Annotated in this window: 16 protein-coding genes and 1 pseudogene; 1 reads left to right on the top strand and 16 read right to left on the bottom strand. The window is 59.1% G+C overall.

The genetic code is table 11. The features are described from left to right. Positions 1-64 precede the first annotated feature (64 nt). Positions 65-730 (bottom strand): FkbM family methyltransferase, encoded by a 666-nt coding sequence (locus AC628_RS01505; RefSeq protein ID WP_074125005.1) that lies wholly within the window; start codon positions 728-730, stop codon positions 65-67. A 632-nt stretch (positions 731-1,362) separates the two neighbouring features. Between AC628_RS01505 and AC628_RS01500 the strand changes: the two genes are divergently transcribed. After that, a complete protein-coding gene (locus tag AC628_RS01500) occupies positions 1,363-3,072 on the top strand; it encodes an acyl-CoA dehydrogenase family protein (protein WP_083632521.1) in 1,710 nt (569 codons plus the stop codon). Between the two features lie 359 nt (positions 3,073-3,431). Here AC628_RS01500 and AC628_RS45075 read toward each other — a convergent pair. The 15 genes and pseudogenes from AC628_RS45075 to AC628_RS01425 all read right to left on the bottom strand — a co-directional run. Continuing rightward, a pseudogene (locus AC628_RS45075) lies at positions 3,432-3,607 on the bottom strand (transposase); the annotation flags it as partial. Positions 3,608-5,461: 1,854 nt separating this feature from the next. Continuing rightward, entirely contained in the window at positions 5,462-5,701 is a 240-nt protein-coding gene (locus tag AC628_RS01490; RefSeq protein WP_074125002.1) for a DUF2274 domain-containing protein, read from the bottom strand. Positions 5,702-5,705: 4 nt separating this feature from the next. Then, a complete protein-coding gene (locus AC628_RS01485; RefSeq protein WP_074125001.1) occupies positions 5,706-6,917 on the bottom strand; it encodes a TraB/TrbI/VirB10 family type IV secretion system protein in 1,212 nt (403 codons plus the stop codon). Beyond that, positions 6,914-7,948: a P-type conjugative transfer protein TrbG gene (trbG, locus tag AC628_RS01480; RefSeq protein WP_083632520.1), complete on the bottom strand. Its 1,035-nt coding sequence runs from the start codon at positions 7,946-7,948 to the stop codon at positions 6,914-6,916. Before trbG ends, AC628_RS01485 begins: the two co-directional genes overlap by 4 nt. Next, positions 7,945-8,628 (bottom strand): conjugal transfer protein TrbF, encoded by a 684-nt coding sequence (gene trbF / locus AC628_RS01475; RefSeq protein ID WP_074125000.1) that lies wholly within the window; start codon positions 8,626-8,628, stop codon positions 7,945-7,947. The genes trbG and trbF overlap by 4 nt, the downstream gene beginning before the upstream one ends. A 97-nt stretch (positions 8,629-8,725) precedes the next feature. Next, entirely contained in the window at positions 8,726-9,961 is a 1,236-nt protein-coding gene (trbL, locus tag AC628_RS01470) for a P-type conjugative transfer protein TrbL (RefSeq protein WP_074124999.1), read from the bottom strand. Next, positions 9,958-10,329, bottom strand: coding sequence for a putative entry exclusion protein TrbK-alt (trbK-alt, locus tag AC628_RS01465; protein ID WP_074124998.1), 372 nt, complete (start codon positions 10,327-10,329; stop codon positions 9,958-9,960). The genes trbL and trbK-alt overlap by 4 nt, the downstream gene beginning before the upstream one ends. Continuing rightward, a complete protein-coding gene (trbJ, locus tag AC628_RS01460) occupies positions 10,326-11,057 on the bottom strand; it encodes a P-type conjugative transfer protein TrbJ (protein ID WP_074124997.1) in 732 nt (243 codons plus the stop codon). Before trbJ ends, trbK-alt begins: the two co-directional genes overlap by 4 nt. Beyond that, positions 11,054-13,495 carry a conjugal transfer protein TrbE gene (gene trbE / locus AC628_RS01455; protein ID WP_074124996.1) on the bottom strand — a complete coding sequence of 814 codons (2,442 nt, stop codon included), beginning with the start codon at positions 13,493-13,495 and terminating at the stop codon, positions 11,054-11,056. The genes trbJ and trbE overlap by 4 nt, the downstream gene beginning before the upstream one ends. Positions 13,496-13,505: 10 nt before the next feature. Beyond that, positions 13,506-13,769, bottom strand: coding sequence for a VirB3 family type IV secretion system protein (locus AC628_RS01450; RefSeq protein ID WP_074124995.1), 264 nt, complete (start codon positions 13,767-13,769; stop codon positions 13,506-13,508). Further along, positions 13,769-14,095: a TrbC/VirB2 family type IV secretion system protein gene (locus tag AC628_RS01445; protein WP_074124994.1), complete on the bottom strand. Its 327-nt coding sequence runs from the start codon at positions 14,093-14,095 to the stop codon at positions 13,769-13,771. Before AC628_RS01445 ends, AC628_RS01450 begins: the two co-directional genes overlap by 1 nt. A gap of 1 nt (position 14,096) precedes the next feature. Then, a complete protein-coding gene (trbB, locus tag AC628_RS01440) occupies positions 14,097-15,011 on the bottom strand; it encodes a P-type conjugative transfer ATPase TrbB (protein WP_210190143.1) in 915 nt (304 codons plus the stop codon). A 220-nt stretch (positions 15,012-15,231) separates the two neighbouring features. Next, entirely contained in the window at positions 15,232-16,566 is a 1,335-nt protein-coding gene (locus AC628_RS01435; protein ID WP_074124992.1) for an MFS transporter, read from the bottom strand. Between the two features lie 128 nt (positions 16,567-16,694). Further along, a complete protein-coding gene (locus AC628_RS01430) occupies positions 16,695-17,123 on the bottom strand; it encodes a CopG family transcriptional regulator (protein ID WP_074124991.1) in 429 nt (142 codons plus the stop codon). 6 nt (positions 17,124-17,129) lie between these two features. Beyond that, a complete protein-coding gene (locus AC628_RS01425; protein WP_074124990.1) occupies positions 17,130-19,115 on the bottom strand; it encodes a conjugal transfer protein TraG in 1,986 nt (661 codons plus the stop codon). Positions 19,116-19,127 lie beyond the last annotated feature (12 nt).

The raw sequence follows: 19,127 nt of genomic DNA, 5'->3' as shown, positions 1-19,127 counted from the left end.
CCCTATCATCAATGCGGAGACTGCGGCTAAGGTCTGTAGCGTGAGGGAAGCGGAATCGGTTGCTCTAAAGGCTCTTGTTCCTGAGCAACACATCACCCTCTACTTCGCGAGGATATTGGGCGACCATTTCGAATGAAGGTAGAAGCTTCAGCATGGCCTGAAGGGTCAGCTGACCTTCGTAAAGCTCCTTGTCGCTGTATTCGGTGTAGATGAAGCGCGTATTGTTTAAGGTCTGCCTGCCGCCAGCGAAGACATCAGCCTCCGCTCCTTGCACATCCATCCAGATCAAATCAATTTTGTTCAGATTGGCCTCGGCGCACCAGTCATCCAGGCGTCGCGTTTCAACCGATATCGGGCTATCGAACCGAACCCATTCATACTCGGTAAGATGATTCTTTGGTCGCCGTATCGATCCAGAAAGAGCCCAATCCTTTGCCTCTCTATCTCCGTTGCTTGGATGGAAGTCGACGCTACCATTCTTGTCGCTAATCGCGATCTCCGATAGACGACTCTTCTCGAGATAGAGACCAATGTTTTTCTTGAACCGAGCGATCGCCCGGGGATCCGGTTCAAAGCAGTAGATATGAGCTTCTGGGCAAAGCTGAAGAAAACGTAACGAGTCAGTTCCGTCGTAGCTGCCTATGTCCAAGATCACAGGATCTGGCTTCTGAAGGAACGAAACAATACGCTGATGGACCTCCAACGCGGACCCGGACTCACGTGTTTCCATTTAACTCTGTCCTCACGCCTCAATGGCTCGCAACAAAATCAAGTTAGCTTACGGCTTTTGCCGATTACTGACTACCTTCGAAGATCCAGCTTCGACTCCGAACGTACAAACAACCAGACGGGTGGCTCAATTCTACAGAGGTAAGCAGGCGATATAGAACGGGTTGCAAAACCTATACTAAGGTTTGCAGATGGAAGTAAGTTGCACGAATGGTACAGGATTCGACGCGCCGCGCTCTCGCGATCCTCTGAGTTTCGAGAGCTGTTCGACTAGACGTCAAACACTGGGCCGAGCCCACTCCCTTGAAGACGGCAGACTCTGCCTGACCAGCAACGATAAACGCTGCGGAACGAACATGCGCGGCATCGCTATTGGAAGACACAACTGGATTTTGCCTCAGCGCGGGGCGGAGCGCACTGCTATTGCTGACGCGTCTCACCACCGCACACTTGAACGACGTTGATCCGCAAGCCAGGCCCACCGATGTCCTCGCCCATCGCCGATCTGCCTGCGTTCCACCTGCAGAGTTGCCTCCCGAGGAATGGAAAACGCCTGCGCGCGGTTGAAAACCCCTCCGATACGAAGCCCGTCGCAGCCGCCTTGAACGTCTCAGCGACCATAGTCCCTCCCTTATGCGCGCGGAACCGTTGTGCGGCTATCCTCGGACGCGCACCTTACGCTACGCTCGCATCCAGCTATACCGGTGTGTAATCGAGTTATCCCCGAGGATGACTGGCACGATCGCGGGCGCAAGTCATATGGCCTTATACTATCTAGATAGTTCGAGGGAGGCTATGTCCACTCAAGTTCACTGCCTATTCGGGAAAGCAAAGGAACGCACACCTGACGGTCGTCGCGCACCTAGCCTATATTCCAGCTTGATCGATGATTTGAGTCAGTTGAATTTCGCAGACGCGGATGACCGTCGAGCATTCCCTCCGACACTACACAGCATATTCGCAAGGCATGGACTGTTCGGGCTCACCACACCAGCAGAGCACGGCGGAATAGCTCTTCCCTTGCAAGAGGCCATCGACCTCATCTCCGCTACTGCGTCCTTCGACATCTCGGCTGCCTCTACCCTCGTCATTCATAACTTCCTGGCATTGCCCTGCATCGAAGCGGCGCCGCACATCCCTGAACAGAGGCACGTCATGTCCTGTGCAACACGCGGCGATCTTTGCGCATTCGCATTGACAGAGCCTCAAGCTGGCTCCGCCCCGCGGCATATCGAGACCTCGGCTTTCATGCACGAAGATAGAGTTCGCATCTCCGGCCGCAAAATTTGGATCGGCCTTGCCGATTGGGCCCGTTGGATCGTTTGCTTTGCGCGAGCCTCCGGTCCGGATGCGAAAGGTCGGCTCGTTGCCGTACTGGTTGATAGACAGGCTCCGGGCCTAAAGGTCACACACGAGCATCGCACACTCGGTCTACGCGGCATCATTCAAAATACCCTGGAGTTTCAGGATGTCGAGGTGCCGAGTGCTTACGTGCTCTCTCGCGATCAAGACGGCTGGGGGGCAGCAACATCTAGTATGAACCGCGGACGTATCGGTGTGGCTGCCATGGGCCTTGGAGCCCTTGAGCGCGCTCTCCAGGTCGCAGCCTCATATGCAAACCATCGTCGATTAGGTAAGCTGCGCATGATTGAGAACAGCTATATCGCGCAGCTATTGGAGCAGATGGTACTCCGGCGGGCAGTAGTGAAGGCAATGCTGGGTGCATCCTGCAGAATTGTCTCAGCGCAGGGCGCACCCAACGTCCACCTTGCTTCTGCAACGAAGGTTTTGTCGTCGGAATGGTGCGGCCTCGTCGCAGATCAGTGCGTCCAACTGTTAGGTGGCCGGGGTTACGACGAGGGAACACCCGTGGCTAAAATCTATCGAGACGCTCGCATTCTACGCATCTTCGAAGGTCCGACCGAGGCGCTTCTGTCGCATCTTGGCCGCTGCCTTCTCTCTAGAGCCACACGTGACGAGATAGCCGATCTTTTTCTGTCTCTTGGTGCGGCGCAAGTCCATGCTGCTATGATGGAGGAACTTTCCGGACTGAGCGAGACAGACGGCGCCGTGCTAATCTATGCGGGTCGGCTCACCACGCTAGGACTGGCACAAGCTATCATGTCAGCTGATGGCTTCTTCCCTTCAGATTGTGTCACAGCAGCAGCTGACCTAGTCAGTTCCGAGTTAGCAACTCTCCGCGCTCGCGCGCCGACACGGCAATCTTTCGAGGGCCGCATTCGCGCCAGCCGGGTTCTGAATGCCTTCCTCCAAGATGCAGCTTCCTCCATCGGTTCACCTGTCCTCACAGACGATCACCTCAAATTGGTGCAGTATGTCTAACATCTTGCTAGGTCGATACCGCAGAAAGATCATTGACGGTTGATCGCTTGCTGCTTCCTCTGCGGTGTGCTTCGGGCAACGGCGATACAATACACCCATTCTGGCCGAACGACGATCAGTGAAGGCAGATCAAGTCCTAGTTGCCCGATAGACGTCCGGAAAGGAAGTGTGTGTGATCAGCGGCAACTTCCATGTGATCAAGAGCGGTTGTCAATGGAGTGATTGCTCTAGTGAATATGAGCCCGCTAACGACGATCTAGTCGACCACCCTTCAATCGCTGGCAGAACCCCGATAGACAAAAGTGACCACTGTCGGGTCATGGTTCTTTCTGCGAGCGTCTCTGTCCGCTATCAAACGACCTGATGTTCCATTGGCTCAAGCGCCGGAACACAGTGTTCCAGTGTCCGAAGGCCTCAGGAAGATCGGGTCAAGGAGAGCGGTACGCGCGATCAAAAGTACGCCTTCCTCGAACATTCGGTTGTCCCGCCTGGTCGATCCTTTCTGGTCCGGCCGGCCTATGATCCGCGGCGCCATTCACTTCCAAGCCGCGTCGCTAAACGGTCCATCACACCCGAGGCCACCTCCCCCAAAAAAGTCTTGAATCTAATTTGCGCCGACAAGGACTCCTTAAGATCCACACTGTTTCAAGGTCCCTCTCATGTCGGCGAGGAAAGCGCCCAGCTGGCCGAATTGAGATCTGATTTGAGGCGAACGCTCTGTACGGAGAGTACAAAAGCACCTTGTTGCCCACACGCCATTGTACCCACTTCTCGGAAGACCGCGTCGATCAGGATCACTTGCTACCGCCACATCGTGGGCGCTCCGGTCAACGCCGCTTGGCCGATTTCCCTGAGGGCATCGACCGATGTCTCTCCACGCGTGGCTGCTTCGAGGAGTTTACACGCGACGTGGGTTCGGATGCTGATCTCGTGACGGGATACGCCTTCACAAACCTCATCCAGGACCGCACGCAATATGGCAGCCAATTCGGAGTCGACCATTTGAGTGCCCTCAATCTCACAACTCTATCATCTGCCTATGCTGGCGGGATAGAATCTGGTTGGGTGAACGCCGAGCCAATATATGCACGTGTCCATGTAAACAATTTTAGCGTTTTGGTTTAACAACGTACACGCCCCGGTTTTAGCGCTATTCGTAAGAAAGTTTCGTTCGATGGCTTTTTCGATTTGAGGGAGGACTTCACGCTCGAAGAGCCAAGCGCTACCGCTGCCTCTCTGCGGAGGTCTCCGGCTCCGCGCGGTTTACGAACAGACAGACAGCAGCAAACTGCCCTCTCAATATCTCTTGCGACAATTCACCATAAGACAGCGAAACGCCGGCTGCCGTAACCGAGGCAAACGCAACGAAATACATCCCTTGATCCCTCAACGTTGGTCATAGCGAGCCTTCTTACACTTCTTCTCTGAAGGTTTCGTGGACCAATTGAGACTCACGCAAAAATGCGGAGCTAATCGTTCGCAGGAGCTAGCGTAACGGAATACGGTGCGCGGCGATGGCGGAGCCGACCAAAATTTTCGGTCTCAATACCAATGGATGGACTCCGCCCGCGGCGTGAAACCGGGGTCCCGTCCGGAGGGCTTCGCTCGATTATCTATAGGTCCACGGCAGTCGACGAACCCTCGTTCGTATTTGCTCTCGCTCGACTGATGACCCCATAAATGTCTTTGATGAGTCCTCGGATCATCGCAAGACCCGCGCTTGGCAGATAAGCTTGTAGGAAACGCGACGAGGTGAAGGAAATATGCAAGCTTGTCGCGCTCTCGGCGGGTTCGGGCGAGAACGACATCGCGCCTGCCGTGCTCGCAATCGGACGCCCAGCGTTCTCGCTCCCCTGAGCGATACATTGCGATACGTGCGAGGTGGAGACTGTATGCTTTTCAAGTTCGGAGAGGAACGATCGGCGCGCTGTTTCTCGACCTCGGCAACGTCCTCATTGGCCACGATCATGGCGCCGCCTACTCCAGCCATCTCCATCTCCCGATCTCCAACGCGATACGACCTTTCCCGCACGCGCCAGCGCCTTCGCCGATACGACTACCGACTTCGCGCGATATGCACCAAGAGGGTCTTCAAGGGTACCCCGAATTGGCGACAAAGCGTCGCTTGAGTATCTCTTGACGTGGAGCCTTCGCTTCCAGGAGACCGTCGACGGCTCTAACGGCATGATATCAACTGCGACACCATCAAAGGGCTCGACAGCAAGGATTCTAGGTCGGCTTGGTCATGATTAGACACCGGAGCGAGTTTCACCGGACTTGTCTACCGCGAGCTGCGGATGAGAACAGGCTCCAATCGAATAAATAGTTCGCTTGCTGGGGAGCAGAGAACGAGGACGATGCTCGATTTTATTGACTTGCTAACCGAACGCTATCCAACGCTCATATCGCGTGCCTGAGATAGACGTCTCAGTTTCGTGAAGCCACGATCAGTGGCCATAAAACGCCCCAGCATCGGCGCAATCAGTTTAAGTGGATCAATCGCCTGACCGGTCTCATGCGCAAGCGCTTCCGCGTACGCGAGAAGATCGCGATGAACCGCTGCCGGCAGTTCGGCAGTTACTCTGACTGGCCTGTCACTGGGAACTCCCGAAATTCTAAGCTTTGGCACGGCATCATCCTTTGTATGGTTCGAGCTGAAGATCGCGGTTGACAATCACCCGAACCGGAAAACCTGGACGGATGGTCAATGTCGGCTGGATGTTGAGACTGCGCCGTACGACTTGCTGGCCGGTTTGGTTCAACGAATCCCCTGCACCGTGCCGCAACGCCTGGATAATTGCGCTGTCGTTGCTGTTCGTGTCGGAGCCCGAGCCAAGCTCTGTTCCGACAGCAAGAAGGGTCGATAGGGCGGCTGCCTTAAACAACTCGCCCCAATGATTGTCGACTTGGTCTTCTAAACCTGCATAACCTGCGTTGTCCGCACCAGGCTGTCGCTCTAGTACGATCGAGCGACCGTTGGGCATGATCAGACGAGTCCAAACCAGCAGCACGCGGGACTGGCCGAAGGTGACCTGGCTGTCATAGATGCCGATCAAGCGGGCCCCCTGGGGCACAAGCAAGAACCGTCCGGTGGGAGTATCATAGAGATTCTCCGTCACCTGCGCCGTGACCTGACCTGGAAGGTCCGATCTGATTCCCGTGATCAGTGCACCGGGAATCACCGTGCCGGCCTGCAAGAGATACGGCGAAGCTGGCTTAGTGATGCGGTCAGGGCTCACTGTGCGACGATCTACGGATGCGTTCACGAAAGCGAGTTTCGTCTCTTGACCGTTCTGCGCAGATCCGTCCACGCCGGTGCTGGTTGAGCTCGGTGGCAGGACGCGGTCGCTTGCCGCAGCGGGACCTGCGGTCGGCCGCATTTCTCTCCCGCTGCTCGAAGCAAACAAATGGCTGATACGGGCTGCTTCGGTCTCCTGGTCCCGGCGCTGTTGGCCCGGATCACCGCCGATTGTCGGCGACTGCCCCTGAGCCGCGAGGATCGGTCGACCGAGGTCCCCAGGAAGCGGCGGACCAAGCTGCGGTATCGGTTGATGTGGAACGCTGGTGTAGTCCTTCGGCAGCGTGGTAATGCCGTCGGCAACGTTGTGATGGTCGGTGCTGTAGAGCTCATCGGTGGCTTGATTTCGAGGACGATTATTCTGCAGTGACCACAAAACGGCTCCACCGATAACGAACAATGCAACAGCACTCCCTCCCGCCAGGACTTTCCGGGATAGCCGCGTCACACGCGGACGCTCTGCCCTCAACCGAAAGCTGCTGGATTGCTGGTCTTGTATCTGCGGTGGAATGGCTCGTTCGTGTTCGTTTCCATTCGAGGTATTCATGACGACGGCCTCCCGTCAGTCCTGACAATTCTGACCTTCTGCGGATGCTCGCCGCCGAGCCGGAGTTCGGCCGCTGCAAACAGCCGGTCGACAATCAACACGTTGCCGTAGGCGCGATAATTGACGAGTTCGGTCTTGCCGTCAGGTCCGATGACGAAGAGCGGCGGCATCTCGCCTTGCACGATCCCCTGCGGGAATTCGACATAGACCTTGCGGCCATCGTCATATGCAGCGACCGGTCGCCAGGGCGCGCTATCCCCTTCAATCGCGTAGCGGGCGACGCGATGCGCCTGATCCGGAAGAACGGGTCTCAGGGCAACTGAACGCGATCGTTCGCGCACGGTTTCCGGATAGTACCAGGCGACGGATGGCATGTATGGTCGCTCTCGGGAGCGAAGCTCTATCAGGTAGGTGCGCCGGTCGGTATTGATGACAAGATTGGTTTCGATCGATGCGCGGGTCGGCTTGACCAGAATATGGACCCGCCGCGTATCGCCACTCCCACTCTCAGTATCGCCCACGACCCAGCGGACGGTGTCGCCAGCCGCGATCGGTCCGGATCCGGTCAACTGCTCTCCTTCCTCGAGCGCAATATCCGTGATCTGCCCCGGTGCGGCGTAAATCTGATAAAGCGCACCGGGACTGTAAGCGTAGATTTGCGCTGCATTGAAATACCCCCGCTTGCGCGGTTCGACGCGGGCCGCGCTGTTTGCCGTCTCAACCCGGCTCACAGGTTCGGGCTCTTCTTTTCCTCCCGACTTGCCGCCGAGCGCCGGCTTCCAGAGCGGTGGAACGTGAAGCGGTCGCGATGTGTCATCGAGAGGCGCTGGAGACACGGGCAACGGAGGGACTTCCGCGTCATAACTGATCTGCGGCGGAATGTAGGTTGCACACCCGCCGAGCGCCGATGAACAAACCAGGAGCGTGAACAGAATTGCTCGATTCGAGGTTACGAACTCGGACCAAGGCGAATTGGGCCTGCTGAGCAGGATAGGACGCTTCGAATGAGCGGCGGACGGCGTCTTGGTCACTGACTCAACTCCTTTGACCAGTTGATGGCGTGGACGTAGATGCCAAGCGGATTCTTGCGCAGGCGCTCGGCGTCGCGCGGCGTCTCGATCACGATCGTGAGAATTGCAGTCCAGCGGTCGGTCGAACTCAACGAGCCGTTGTCGTAGGTTCGTTGGATCCATGCGATCCGAAAGCTTTCGGAAGACGCGCGAATGACGCTTGAGACGTCCACGGAGATCTGCGCCTTGCCCAACTTGGCAAAGGGGTCATTGTTGCGCGCATAGTCATTGAGCGCTGCCGCCCCACGATCGGTCGTAAAATCGTAGGCCCGAAGCCAGTTCTGGCGCAGAACAATACCGTCCGAGGGCAGGCCTCTGACATCCTCGATAAAGCGCGCGAGGTGGTAGGCGATCTGCGCGTCGGTCGGCTGATAGTCAATGTTGGCGGGCGCAACCCTCTCGGCCTGACCAAGATGATCGACTTCAACCACCCAAGGCGTGATCGATCCTCGGCTGGAATGCCAGACCAGGCCCCCGCCAAGCCCGACGGACAGCATCAAGCAACCGAACGCCATCAAGCGCCAGTTTTTGGCCTGCACGCGGGCAGACCCAATGCGTTCGTCCCAAACCTGCGCAGCCTTTTGGTAAGGCGTGATCGGCGAGGGCATGCGCCCGTAGTGAACGGATGGTCGTTTGAACATTGATAACTGCCCCCTGAGATCAAGTGATCGGTTACGGGTCGTGCGCTGTCCTGATTGAGGCATCGGCCCGCGGTGTGTGTAAGGCGCATGCCGCGTGTCAGCCCTCTCCTTCAGACAAGTCGACGGAGGAGCCGCTGCCGGCGTGGTCGCCAGAGCGGACCGCGCGGCCGGCTGTCGACGCACTATGCCGAATGGTATGCGCACTTTTCATGCGCCGCGCCCAATCGGGCTGTGCTTTCCCTTCTGCCGAAGTGCTTGCAGCTTGCTCGCCCGCTTGGCCACCGCCGCCGAGCGTTGCCGCTGCACGACGCAACGGGCCTATGGCCGCCGAAGTGCCCGCCTCCGCGACGCCAGCAAGGCCGCCACTTCGATAGGCCGCGGATGCTCCACTCAAGACGGCACCGCCACCGCGCGCGGCGCCTGCAATCGCGCCGCCAGCGAGACTAGCACCGCCGGCGGCGAGGCCTGCACCCGCAGCAACGACACCGCCAGCGGCAAGTCCCGTACCGGCCGCGGCACCGGCGCCGAGTTGCGGTCCGCCAGAGACCAGGCCGTTTGCGATTCCCGGACCGAAGATACCGAGGCCGAGCAATGAAAGCGCCGCAAGGACCAGCGTCATCGCGTCTTCGATGGTCGGCTGGCCGCCAGCAAAGCCAGACGTGAACTGGGAGAACAGAGTAGAACCAATGCCAAGGATGACGGCCAGAACCAGGACCTTGATTCCAGATGACATGACATTGCCCAGCAGCCGCTCCGCCGCGAACGCGGTCTTGCCAAACAAGCCGAAAGGAATGAGTACGAAGCCCGCCAGCGTCGTCAGTTTGAACTCGATCAGGGTCACGAAGAGCTGGACCGCCAGAATGAAGAAGGCGAGCAGCACCACGACCCAGGCGAACAGGAGAACGACGATCTGGACGAAATTCTCGAAGAAACTGATGTAACCCATCAGGTTCGAGATCGAATCGAGGAGCGGTCGGCCGGCGTCGAGGCCGACTTGAGCGATCTTCCCTGGTCGCAGGAAATCCGACGCAGATAAGCTCGAGCCGGACGCTTTCAGCCCAAGACCGGCAAAGCTTTCGAAGACGATGCGTGCTAGGCTGTTCCAATTGCCGATGAGGTAGGCAAAGACGCCGACGAAGAGCGTCTTCTTGACGAGGCGCGCGATAATGTCTTCGTCCGTTCCCCAACTCCAGAACAATGCGGCGAGCGTAATGTCGATTGCGGCAAGGGTCGTCGCGAGATATCCGACATCGCTACCCAGCAGCCCGAAGCCGTTATCGATATAGCGCGTAAACGTTTCCAGGAACTGGTCGATAATCCCTGTACCAGTCATGGCTTGCTCGCCTCAGGTGTTGCCAGGGGCGGATATCCTTGCACGAAGCGGCTCTGATCCTTTGGGGCGGGCGCTAAGCTCGCGGCCGAATCATCCTGGCCAGGAACTGCGGCACCATCCTTCCTGCCAAAGAAACGACGCCGGTTTTCGTCCCAAACCTGCTTACAATGCCGGTAACCCGACGTTTCCTCGGAGGTGACACCGCGGCAGCGTACCAGGTCGGAACTGGTTGCACCTGTCGTCTGCGCTTTCTCCGGCAGTGGCGGAGAATCGTCGCCACCGCGAAGCTGAATCGTGCAGGCAGCGACGACCAATACGCCGATTGTCGTAAGCAGCGACAAGGCCTTGAATGCGTTTACGTCAGTCATTGGTGGAACATCCGCACGTCTTGAGATTGATAGCCCTGACCCGGCATCAAGAACCGTCGGAGCTGCTCTCGGCCCTGGTCTTGGGCCGCGGCGCGCTGCGCCGCTTCAAGACTCTGCGCCCGACTCTGTGCGGTCATGACTGCGGTCAGGTCGGCGAGCTGCTGCGCGCTCAGCGCGAGAATCTGGTTGCCGGCCTGCGTTGCCTGCAAGGCGCCGCTCGCGCCTTGGCTTGAGGTTACGAGCGCGGACGTTTGGATGCGATTGGTATCGAGGTTGCCAACGATACCAGCCTGGACCCGGAGCGCGTCTTGCGTTGCTGCATAAGTATTCTGCCACCGCGATTGAGCGTTTGTGATCAGCAATTGGCTGGACTGGCTTCCGGTGACCGGCGCGTAGCTTGTCGAGAACGCGCGATCGATCTGCTGAACGTCGTAGGCGATCCGCTGGGCTTGGCTCAGCAATTGCTGTGTCCGCTGGATCGAGGATTGCAATTGCTGCAGCGATGAATAAGGCAGGTTTGCCAGATTCCTTGCCTGGTTGATCAACATCTGCGCCTCGTTCTGCAACGAGGTGATCTGGTTGTTGATCTGCTGGAGCTCCCGCGCGGCGGTCAGGACATTCTGAACGTAGTTGTTGGGATCAAAGACGATGAGCGCCCTTGCGGGCACCGCGACGCCAAGCACCAGCACCAGGGTGCTAGCGGCTGCCAATAGGCCAAGACGCCTCATAGCGATTTCTCCAGATTTGCAAGATTGGGGATCAAGTCTGCGGCCCAGGCGGCGCCCCGGTGCTGGAGCCAGGCCGGCACGAACCCGTCAGGTCCATGTTCGGCGAGAAGCTGCGCGATTGCAGCCTGGTCTGTCTTGGAAGAGGCGGCGGTAAATGCGAGCGCGACATCACCAAGGCCAAGTTCGAACATGCGGTTGCCGCGACGCGATTGACAATAGTAGTCGCGCTTCGGGGTTGCCCGGCTCAGAAGCTCGATCTGCCGGTCGTTGAGGCCAAAGCGGCGATAGATGGCGGTAATCTGCGGCTCGATCGCCCGCTCGTTCGGCAGCAACAGGCGCGTCGGACAGCTTTCGATGATCGCCGGCGCGATCGCCGAGCCGTCAATGTCCGAAAGCGACTGGGTGGCGAAAATGACGGATGCGTTCTTCTTCCGAAGGGTCTTCAACCATTCGCGGAGTTGGCCCGCAAAATCCTCGTCGTCGAGCGCAAGCCAGCCTTCATCGACAATCAAGAGGGTCGGCCGGCCGTCGAGGCGGTCCCCAATACGATGGAACAAGTAAGCCAGCACGGCCGGGGCCGCACTCGTTCCGATCAACCCTTCAGTTTCAAACGCCTGGACCGAGGCCTCGCCGAGGCGCTCGTGTTCGGCATCAAGCAGGTGTCCGGACGGACCGCCCAGGCAATAGGGTTGCAGCGCACGTTTCAGGGAGTTCGATTGCAGCAGGACCGACAGGCCCGTCAGGGTGCGCTCCTGCATGGGCGCCGAGGCGAGCGACGTCAGAGCCGACCACAGATGATCCTTCACCTCCGGCGTGATCTCGATCTTTTCGCGTGCAAGGATCGCGCCGATCCATTCCGTGGCCCATCCGCGCTCGGAAGGGTCGTCGATCCAGGCCAGCGGCTGCAACGCAACGAGTTGGCCGCCGCCATCGGACAATGCACCGCCGAGATCATGCCAGTCGCCGCCCATGGCGAGCGCGGCCGCCCGGATCGAGCCGCCAAAATCGAACGCAAAGACCTGAGCATCCGGGTAGCGGCGGAACTGGAGCGCCATCAGCGCCAGCAACACGGATTTACCAGCGCCCGTCGGTCCCACCACGAGGGTATGGCCGACATCGCCGACGTGGAGGGAGAATCGGAACGGGGTCGATCCCTCGGTCTTGCCGAACAGGAGGGGCGGCCCCTTGAAGTGGAAATCCCTCATCTCGCCCGCCCATACGGCCGACATCGGAATCATATGGGCGAGGTTGAGGGTCGAAATCGGCGGCTGCCGCACATTGGCGTAGACATGACCGGGTAGACTGCCGAGCCAGGCTTCCACGGCGTTCACCGTCTCGATCATGCAGGTAAAATCGCGTCCCTGAATGACCTTCTCGACCAAGCGGAGCTTTTCATCGGCAGCATGGGGATTGCCGTCCCACACGGTGATGGTCGCTGTGACGAAGGCTTGCCCAATCTGATCCGAACCGAGTTCCTGCAACGCCGCATCGGCGTCCAGCGCCTTGTTGTGAGCGTCGGTATCAAGCAGCGTTGACGCCTCGTTGGTCATGACCTCCTTGAGAATGGCGCCGATGGACTTTCTCTTGGCGAACCATTGGCGGCGAATCTTGGTCAGCAGCTTCGTGGCATCAGTCTTGTCGAGCATGATCGCGCGGGTCGACCAGCGATATGAGAATGCGAGGCGATTCAGGTCGTCCAGAATCCCCGGCGTCGTCGCGCCCGGAAAGCCGACGATCGTCAGAACCCGGACGTTGGCCGACCCCAGCATCGGCTCGAGCCCGCCGGTCAGCGGCTGATCGGCCAACAGCGCATCGATGTACATGGGGATTTCCGGCACTCGAACGCGATGACGCTTGGTCGAAATCGTTGAGTGCAGGTAGGTCAACGTGTCCTGATCATCGAGCCACGCACATTCGGGCATGAACCCTTCAACGAGCTGCAGCACGCGATTGGTCTGATCGACAAATCCACGAAGCAGCTCGCGCGCGTCGGCTCCAACGGCGCGATCGCTGCCCTCATAAAGCAATCTTTCTGCTTTCGCGGCCCCCTCCTCAGGCGGTAGATAGAGGAAGGTCAGGAAATAGCTGGACTCATAGTGGGCGCCCGCCTCTTCAAACTGAGCTTTGCGTTCGGCATCGACCAGCGCTGAGGCGACATCCGGAAAGGTGTTCGGCGGGTACGCACCCGCAAAGTGGCGCTGCGCTTCAACGAATACCGCCCAGCCTGAGCCGAGCCGCCGCAAAGCATTGTTCAAACGGCCGGCGACGGCGACGAGTTCAGCCGGCACGGCGCTGTCGAGGTCAGGCCCACGGAACTTTGCTGTCCGTTGGAACGAGCCATCCTTGTTCAAGATAATTCCCTCGTCGACGAGAGCTGCCCAAGGTAGGAAGTCGGCGAGCCGGGCATTGGAATGGCGATATTCGGCGAGATTCATCATGACCAAGGGCTCAGGCGTTGAGATGACCGGGAATGCGCAGATGTCGGCGCACCACATCGACAAAGGCTGAATCGCGCTTGGCGGCCCAGACGGCGGCCATATGGCCGAGGAACCAGAGGACGAGGCCCGCGATCCAGAGCCGCAATCCAAGACCAAGGGCCGCGGCAAGCGTACCGTTGACAATCGCGACCGCCCGGGGTGCTCCGCCCATCAGGATTGGTTCGGTCAGAGCACGGTGAACGGGCACAACGAAGCCGACCACAGGTTCATCCATCAAATCACCACGCCGCCACCGAAAGAGAAGAACGATAGGAAGAAGCTCGAGGCGGCGAACGCAATCGACAGACCGAACACGATCTGGATCAGTCTGCGGAAACCACCCGACGAATCTCCGAACGCGAGCGTCAGTCCGGTCACGACGATGATGATGACGGCGATGATCTTGGCGACGGGGCCTTCTACCGATTGCAGGATCTGATTGAGCGGCTGCTCCCACGGCATGTTCGAGCCAGCCGCCCATGCCGGTGCTGTGGCCAAGAGAATCGTGCCGAACGCGGCAAGTGAAGCCGTATCTTGAAGAACTCGAAATTGCTGACGCATGTCAGTCTCCTGCTGATGAAAGGCTGTAGTCACCGGCAGCACTAAGTCCCTTGACGAGGGCGAGCTCAGCGAGGCGACGGTCAGCACCGCGCCCCGCAAGCACAGCAACGAGGTTGATGGTCTCGGCGATAAGGGCACGCGGAACCGTGATGACGGCTTCCTGGATGAGTTGCTCGAGCCGCCGCAGTGCGCCGATGGCGGTGCCGGCATGGATGGTACCGATGCCGCCGGGATGACCGGTGCCCCAGGCCTTGAGCAGATCGAGTGCTTCGGCACCGCGGACCTCGCCGATCGGGATACGATCCGGACGTAGTCGCAGCGAGGACCGAACGAGATCTGATAGTGTGGCGACACCATCTTTTGTTCGCAAAGCTACGAGATTTGGCGCTTTGCACTGGAGTTCTCGAGTATCTTCGATCAGCACGACCCGATCGGAAGTCTTCGCGACCTCGGCCAAGAGCGCATTTGTCAACGTTGTCTTGCCCGTCGATGTCCCCCCGGCGACGAGGATGTTCTTGCGTGCGGCGACCGCGCTCTTGAGGATCTTGGCCTGCTCCGAAGTCATGATCTCCTTGGCGACATAATCGCCGAGCGTAAACACGGCGACAGCGGGCTTGCGGATAGCAAAAGCCGGTGCAGCAACGACCGGAGGCAAGAGACCTTCAAAGCGCTCCCCGGTGCCAGGCAATTCGGCCGAAACCCGTGGCGCGCCGGCATGCACCTCGGCCCCCACATGATGCGCCACCAGGCGAACAATGCGCTCGCCATCCGCTGCGGACAGAGTTTCGCCGGTGTCGATCAGGCCATTTGATAACCGGTCAATCCACAACCGCCCATCTGGATTGAGCATGACCTCGATAATCGTCTCATCTTCGAGGTAGCCGGCAATCGCCGCGCCAAGTGCGCTACGCAGCATTCTCGCACCGCGCGAATTCGCTTCCGATTGAAAGGAATTAACTGCCACCGCTGTCCCCACCGAACGAGGGCCCCGTAGATTGAGCGCCTTCAGATGGGGACAATTACAAGGGCACCAGTGGACTTGGCGCAACGAGCGCTTTCGGTGATCGTAGACCGGCGTAGAAAAAGAAAGTCAGCGCTGAATTTTGAGACCTACGCGATCGGATAGCAGTCGCGGCTCACCACTCCCCATCGTCATCCGCAGGAATTAGTACGACGGAACTCTCATACAAACCGACCGACTCGACGGCGTCGGAAATGTTAGCCGGCACGAAGAAGGAAAACGAACTCATCCACGAAGCGGAGCATCGGAGCCAAGGAAGCGCGAACCAGAGCAATGCCGCGACCTGCACTGCCACGTTGAGACCGAACGCGACTTGATAGGCGATGATGGGCCTATGTCCATCGATCATGAACCATTGCTCCAGGATAAGGCCCGTTGCGTACTGTGCAAGAAATGCCCAACCGAAATGCAGAACGTTCAAGGCGCCGTTGGCACGGCCGGCAAACTCTAGCGGAAAGTAATCCGCTATCACCGCGAAGCTGACCACGGTTGCTGTTCCGACAATTGCGACAACGGACCAGGGCAGGGCGGACGGCAGAGGCGCTCGCAGGATCAAGGCCAGCTCGGCTGCGATAAGCAGCACTGCAACCATCGCTAATATCGTCTCCGCCCCGATTTCTCTTCGTTTGATGTGATGGACCGTCGTGCCGAACAGCCAGGCACCGCCGCAAAGTCCGATCGACATTATGAAGAGCTCTCTGACGAGATTTGCGCGATCGAGCCCCTCTACGTCTGTCAGCCACGGCGATGCCCACAATCCCTGGAGAGACCAGGCCGATCCAATGCAAGTCGCCGACAACGGTGCAATACGCCAGAAACGCCCATCGGCGAAAACGGAGCAAAGGGTGATGGGAATTGACGCCGTCGATGGGACAATGGCTCGTTCAGGAACCACGACATAGATGAGGATGGCGGTCGCGCCGGTCGCGGCCGCCAGGATCTCAAAGAGCTGCCGCCAACCCATCCAAGCGAGTAGGTGTTCGACTGGAGCCGTAGCGGTCACCGCTCCTAGCGATCCCAGCATGATCATGTAGCCGTTAAGCAAGGCAACTCGCTCCCTGGGAAACCAAAGAACGATGGACTTCAGCCCTGCTGCGAGCGACGCCGCCACGCCAAGCCCGATCATTGCACGCGCGATCAGAAGTGACAGGAAACCGGTCGATACCGCAAAAAGTACGGTCCCTACTGCGGCTAGCAAGAGCAGAGCACTCTGGACGCGACGCGGACCAAAGCGGTCTAACAATATGCCGATGGGGATCTGAGCCGCCGCGAAAATGAGGAAATGGACTGACGTCAGCAACCCGAGGTCAGCAGTCCCAAGCCCGGTATCCGAGCTGAGATGGCCGGCGATCAAAGCGTTGATTGATCGAAACAGGTACGAAAGATAGTATCCAGCAGCAAAAGGAAAAAAAACGCGCGCAGTTCGACGCCATCCTATTGAGATTTGCATGCTGGCCCTTTTGCTCTCAGCTCGTTCGAGCCGATAGCGCGTCCAGCTTTTTGTCAGCTCGGCTAAATTGCTGCGGTCGTAGGCTGGCGTAGAAAAGGGAGGGGCCGGTGCGATAACGTGCGAGGGCCTCAGTCAGCTTCACCGACCGGTTCCTGACGGACGATCTCTTCTGGAATCTCACGCAGGAAGCTCTGCCCTTTTTGCAAACGGCGGCCGAGCGCCTCGACGAATCCTTCAAAACGTTCCCTGCCCTTAAGCTGCGCGGCCGCCTGCGCGTCATTGGGTAACGGTGGCGTGACCGTCAACCAGAAGCGAATGAAGAGGGCCAAGGTCTCGGCCGTCAAACCGACGTCACGCTCCAGCCTCTGCATCTGACGTGACAGCCGGTCCAGACGCCGAGTGAACGCTGCCTCCCGCCTGTCCGCGCCGTCCGGCGACAAAAAGGAAGCGACCGCCGCTTCCACGATCGAAGACCTGGAAAGGTTCTTGCGGTCGGCCAGATCCGAGATCTGTTTCAGAAGCTCTGGCGGGAAATATACGTTCATCCGGTCGCGCATACTGCCTCAGAGCTCCATACCGTCATTCGGGTCCATGGCGACCTGACGCGCAACACCGCGCATCTGTTGGCGTATGAGCCGGGACTGACGAATCGCATCCTCATCATCGTCAAGAACGACGGCAAATTCTTCTGCCGGCGTCGGTTCGGTTTTCTCCTTGACGATCGCGACGTGATCGGGGAGTTCGGGCTCACGACGGAGACCGCTGTTCGCCGTGTCTTCCTCTCCCTGCCCCCTGTCCCCTGGAAGCGGCGCCGGCTTCAGCGTTCCAAGCGTTGACCATCCGTCCGTTCGCGATGATCGCCCGGATGCCGCCGGATCGGGCGGCGGCAAGACACGCTCGGTAAACCGCCGGTCCTCATAGTAGCGGACCTTCTTTGCCCGCATCGGTGGCGTGCCCGCCACCATGACGATCTCGTCCATCGGCGGAAGCTGCATGACCTCGCCAGGCGTCAAGAGCGGCCGCGCCGTTTCCTGCCGCGAGACCATGAGGTGCCCCAGCCAGGGGTTCAACCTGTGACCGGCATAGTTTTTCATCGCACGCATCTCCGTCGCCGTGCCCAGCGCGTCGGATACCCGCTTGGCGGTCCGCTCGTCATTGGTCGCGAAGCTGACGCGCACGTGGCAGTTGTCGAGGATCGCATTATTGGGCCCGTAGGCCTTTTCGATCTGATTGAGCGATTGCGCGATCAAGAAGCTCTTGATGCCATACCCCGCCATGAAGGCGAGTGCGGACTCGAAGAAATCAAGCCGCCCCAGCGCCGGGAACTCGTCGAGCATCATCAGGATGCGATGCCGCCGGTCGCGGGCATGCAGGTCCTCGGTCAGGCGCCGGCCAATCTGGTTCAGCACCAGACGGATCAATGGTTTGGTCCGTGAGATATCGGAGGGCGGCACTACGAGGTAAAGCGTCGTGGGACTGGCGTCGGCAATCAAATCCGCGATTCGCCAATCGCAAGCACGGGTCACCCGAGCCACAACGGGATCGCGGTAGAGCCCGAGGAACGACATCGCCGTGGACAGGACCCCTGAGCGTTCGTTCTCGGATTTATTGAGGAGTTCGCGCGCAGTCGAGGCGACCACAGGGTGAGGCCCCTGCTCACCGAGGTGCAGCGTGGTCATCATCGCCTTCAAGGTCGCCTCAATCGGCCGCTTCGGGTCGGACAGAAAGGCGGCCACACCTGCCAAAGTCTTGTCCGCCTCGGCATAGAGGACGTGGAGGATGGCGCCGACCAGTAGCGAATGGCTGGTCTTCTCCCAATGGTTCCGCTTATCGAGGGAGCCTTCGGGGTCGACCAGGACGTCAGCGACGTTCTGCACGTCACGAACCTCCCACTCGCCGCGCCGGACCTCGAGCAGCGGGTTATAGGCCGAAGATTTTGGGTTGGTGGGATCGAATAAGAGGACGCGGCCATGCCGCGAACGAAAGCCCGCGGTCAGCTGCCAGTTCTCGCCCTTGATGTCGTGGACGATGGCCGAGCCAGGCCAAGCCAGCAACGATGGAACGACGAGGCCGACACCTTTACCCGACCGTGTGGGTGCAAAACACAACACGTGTTCTGGTCCGTCATGGCGGAGGTAGTCGCGGTCGAGCTTGCCCAGCACCACGCCATCCGGACCGAGAAGTCCGGCCGCTCTCATCTCCCGCACTTCGGCCCAGCGCGCCGAACCATAGGTCTCGACGTTCTTGGCTTCGCGCGCTCGCCAAACCGACATGCCGATCGCCACGGCGATCGAAATGAAGGTCCCCGAGGCTGCGATGAAGGCACCCTCGACAAAGACCTGTGGTGCATAGGCATCGTAGACGAACCACCACCAGAAAAAGATGGGCGGGTAATAAACTTTGAAGCCTGATAGCTCGAACCAGGGCCGCCCAAGTTCGGGTTGGTAGGCGAGCCGCCAAGCCGCCCACTCGGTTGCTCCCCAGATGGCGAGCAAAACGATCAGGCCAACAACGATCACCTGTCCCCAAAGGATTTTGGTTCCGGACATCCCGAACGCCTT

Source organism: Bradyrhizobium sp. NAS96.2, assembly GCF_001908235.1.
GTDB lineage: Bacteria > Pseudomonadota > Alphaproteobacteria > Rhizobiales > Xanthobacteraceae > Bradyrhizobium.
This window is presented reverse-complemented; position numbering and strand designations above follow the sequence as displayed.